Below are 3,488 nucleotides of genomic sequence, written 5' to 3' on the forward strand. Positions count from 1 at the left end.
CTCGTGCTGCTTTAGGTAAAGGGTTGTCCTGAAGCCAAATTAAATAAATAGAGAGAGGTAAATGATTCTTTGTATTTTTAAAATCTAAAAGAACTAAATGACCTTGATCGATTTTTTCTTGTACAAGTGATAAAGGAAAATTTCCCCAACCGAGTCCTGCTTCTACCATGTTAATTGCTGTTTGTAGACTATTGGTTTTCCAGTACATTGCACCAATAATTGAACGAGAATCTCTCATCTCATGTTCACTACTTGCCACAACAATTTGTCTAATATTAATTAATTCCTCAATAGAAAACTGCTTTGTTTTTTCCTGTAGAAGAGTATGACTGGATGATATAGTAGCAACTATTGTTTCAGTCATTACCAATTGCAGATTCTCACGCATTTTTATATTGAGGTCTGAACCTGCCAAGCAAAGACTAATTTGTTCTGAATAAAGTAAATTAACAATATCATCTTGAGGTGCAGTAATAATCTCTATATTCAGTAAGGGGAATTTATCAGCCAACTTGTTTATTGAATAAAATAATAATTTGGTATTTACGTCTGAGACGACTCCAATCCGTAATTTACTTTCAAGACCTAAAGACAGTTCATGGGCATGTGTACTAAATAGCCTCAGTTGTTCAGAAATAATTCGTGCTTGAGGTTCCAAAGCTAATGCGGTAGGTGTAGGAATGACCTTGCGTGGAGTACGTTCAAATAAGGTGTAACCCAATTCTGCTTCTAGATTAGCAACTGCCATACTGACTGCTGAGGGTACCCGATTTAGTTTACGGGCAGCCGCAGAGAAAGATCCTGTATCCAGTACAGTAATAAAGAGTTCAATATTTTCACTATTAAAATTCATTTTGATATCAGTAGAACTGAAAGCTATTAACTTTATATATGATTTTGACTGAAATTAAAATATAAAGAATTCATTAGAGTTTGCCTATTATGCAAGGTGTAAAGCGTCGAATTGTCTATGTTTCTTCTTATGAAGTCATCGGAATGGTTATTTCATCAGTAGGGTTAGCGATTTTGGCAGGTGATAGTGTTGAACATACAGGGCCACTATCTGTCATGATTACGACCATCGCTGTGACTTGGAATTTTATCTACAATATTTTATATGAGAAGTGGGAAGCTAGACAAAGCAGTCATATCCGTACCGTTAAACGTAGAGTAGGGCATGCTATTGGTTTTCAGCTTACTTTAGTTCTATTTTTGATCCCTCTTATTTCATGGTGGATGGATATTTCTCTGATTGAAGCTTTCTGGTTAGATGTAGCCTTTATTATCATTATTCCTATTTATACTTTTATATTTAATTGGAGCTTTGATAAATTATTTGGTTTGCCTATTTCGGCACAGGCCAAAGTACTACAAGAATAGTCATCAAATCATATCAATAAGCTATCAAGGGATTTGACATTGATAGCTTATCTCGGGTAATTACTTGATTTGATCAATCACTAACTGTTTTGAAAACTTTAATTGAGCTTTCTTGGCGAAAATATAATAAATCAAAGCAGTAGAGATAAGACCTACAAGCCACGACAAATCGATTCCACCTAACATTGCAGCAATTTGACCTGTATAAAATTTACTATCAATAAATGGCAGTTGAATCAAAATACCTAGAAAGTAGCAGGTAATCCCAATGCGATTCCAACGACCATACTTCCCATTTGGATCATAGAGTGCATCTACATCACATTCTTCTTTAGAGATAAAGTAGTAATCAACAAGATTAATGGCACTCCACGGAATAAAAAAGGTGAGTAAAAACAAAATAAACGCTTTAAAGGCGCTTAAAAAAGTATGTTCACCAATAATTGCAATAAAGGTTGAGACTACAACCATAGCAAGGACAATCAGTAATCTTGTGATTTTTGAGATTTGATGAGTGGATTTGAAACTATTCCAAATCGTAGCAATACACATAAAACTGCCATAGGCATTTAAGGTCGACAGAGTAACTTTCCCAAAAGCGATACTAAAATATAGAAAGGTTACGACAAGGGCAATTGGGTTCATACCAACAACATATTGAACTTCATTTCCGACAAAATTGCCGTTTGCAACTTGAGCAATTAAAACGCCTAAGCTCATAGAAATTTGTGAGCCGATTAAAGAACCTAAGCCGACGGCCCAAAAAACACGAGATGAAGATGTCTTAGTTGGAAGATATCGAGAATAGTCTGCAACATAGGGACCAAAAGAGATTTGCCAAGAAGCAGAAAGTGAAACAGCTAACAAGAATGAAGACCAGCTGAAATGACGTACTGTTAAGAGTTCAGAAAAATCAGAAAGTGCGAAGATCTGAGTCAAAATAATCACAAAAGCAATCAAACCAATAATACTGGCTACTTTGCCTACCAAATGAATTAAACGATATCCAATTGTTGCGAATAAAATGATTAAACTTGCATAAATTAAGATACCAGTTGTATTACTGACATGGGCTAGATGAGCAATTGCTTTACCAGCTAATACCTCTCCAGTTGCGGTAAAGCCAATATACATAAGGCAAACGAGTATGATTGGAATACATGCGCCATACACCCCAAATTGTACACGGCTTGAAATCATTTGAGGGAGGCCAAGTTTAGGGCCTTGAGCAGCATGCAATGCCATGACGGCCGCACCAAAACATTGTCCTACGAATAAACCAATAATAGACCAAAAAACATCACCACCTAACACAACGGCTAGTGCACCGGTCACAATGGCTGTGATTTGTAAATTGGCACCAAACCATAAGGTGAATTGAGCAAACACACCTCCGTGTCTTTCATTTTCAGGAATAAAATCAATGCTTCGGTTTTCTATGAAACTACTATTAGGTTTCCCTGTCGATGAGTCCATTTCACTCTCCTTATCCTTTAAGAGCCATCCTATTCTTATTTATCCATATTTGTATAAGCAAATATAAACATGTATATACAAGTAAATTTAAAAAGAATCAAATAGTTTTTAAAGGTTGAGCTTTTAAAATTGAGTTAAATAATTCATAGATAAAAAGAAAAAGGATTTGACTGATTTTTTTAAAGTTAAGTGATGGAAGAATAATATATGAAAAAGCCCTCTGCTGAGGGCTCTATTTTATTTTATACATTTGCGTCTAAAACAAGTTGGAAATAAGAGGGAAGTTCAGAAAATTGTACCAGTTGGGTCTTATCTTCTTGCTTAAAATAATACTGATAATTTGGTGTGTCTAAATGGTTATCTAGATATTGTGTTGCATCTGTGAACTGTGCTTTTGCAATTGGCTTATCTTTCTTGCATTTAATAATAACAGGATTTACGGAGTTTAATTTTACAGGAACACCATTTTCAAATTTAGCAGTTTCAATCAATAAGGAAATTTTGAAATCTCCGAAGGTTACACAAAAGTGTCCTCCATTTTCTGTCCTAATTTCTTGGTCAGAGAAAAGATCTTTAAATAAATTTTTTAGGGATTCTCTATGTTTATCTAAAGCAATTTGAAACTCATGATC

4 protein-coding genes are annotated in these 3,488 nt (G+C 34.8%); 1 reads left to right on the plus strand and 3 read right to left on the minus strand.

The genetic code is table 11. From position 1 onward, the window contains the following. On the minus strand, positions 1 to 853 hold an 853-nt coding region (locus HUN22_RS16125), incomplete at its 3' end, for a LysR family transcriptional regulator (RefSeq protein ID WP_174731469.1). 89 nt (positions 854 to 942) lie between these two features. Between HUN22_RS16125 and HUN22_RS16130 the strand changes: the two genes are divergently transcribed. Further along, on the plus strand, positions 943 to 1,380 hold the full coding sequence (locus tag HUN22_RS16130) for a PACE efflux transporter (RefSeq protein ID WP_174731472.1): 438 nt from the start codon (positions 943 to 945) through the stop codon (positions 1,378 to 1,380). Between the two features lie 60 nt (positions 1,381 to 1,440). On the opposite strand, the gene HUN22_RS16135 is transcribed toward HUN22_RS16130, so the two are convergent. Continuing rightward, positions 1,441 to 2,856, minus strand: coding sequence for a purine-cytosine permease family protein (locus tag HUN22_RS16135; RefSeq protein ID WP_174731475.1), 1,416 nt, complete (start codon positions 2,854 to 2,856; stop codon positions 1,441 to 1,443). A 242-nt stretch (positions 2,857 to 3,098) separates the two neighbouring features. Beyond that, positions 3,099 to 3,488 (minus strand): hypothetical protein (locus HUN22_RS16140; RefSeq protein ID WP_174731478.1); only part of this gene is annotated, 390 nt, incomplete at its 5' end.

Origin of the sequence: Acinetobacter lactucae, from assembly GCF_013344765.1 — a bacterium.
GTDB classification, from domain to species: domain Bacteria; phylum Pseudomonadota; class Gammaproteobacteria; order Pseudomonadales; family Moraxellaceae; genus Acinetobacter; species Acinetobacter lactucae_A.